The sequence below is a fragment of the Klebsiella sp. SWET4 genome (genome assembly GCF_024296565.1).
In the GTDB taxonomy this organism is placed as follows: Bacteria; Pseudomonadota; Gammaproteobacteria; order Enterobacterales; family Enterobacteriaceae; genus Klebsiella; species Klebsiella variicola.
In genome coordinates this window covers 1,215-1,447 of sequence record NZ_JANCOB010000041.1, presented here as the reverse complement: position 1 = coordinate 1,447, position 233 = coordinate 1,215, and the positions used below count along the sequence as shown (strand labels likewise).

The 233-nt window shown below is 42.9% G+C and carries 1 pseudogene; it reads right to left on the bottom strand.

From position 1 onward, the window contains the following. Window positions 1-233, bottom strand: a pseudogene (locus NKJ21_RS27360) (LexA family transcriptional repressor); the annotation flags it as partial.

Sequence of the window (233 nt, the reverse complement as noted above, 5' to 3'; positions counted from 1 at the left end):
AGCTTAGGTGAGAACATCCCTGCCTGAACATGAGAAAAAACAGGGTACTCATACTCACTTCTAAGTGACGGCTGCATACTAACCGCTTCATACATCTCGTAGATTTCTCTGGCGATTGAAGGGCTAAATTCTTCAACGCTAACTTTGAGAATTTTTGTAAGCAATGCGGCGTTATAAGCATTTAATGCATTGATGCCATTAAATAAAGCACCAACGCCTGACTGCCCCATCCC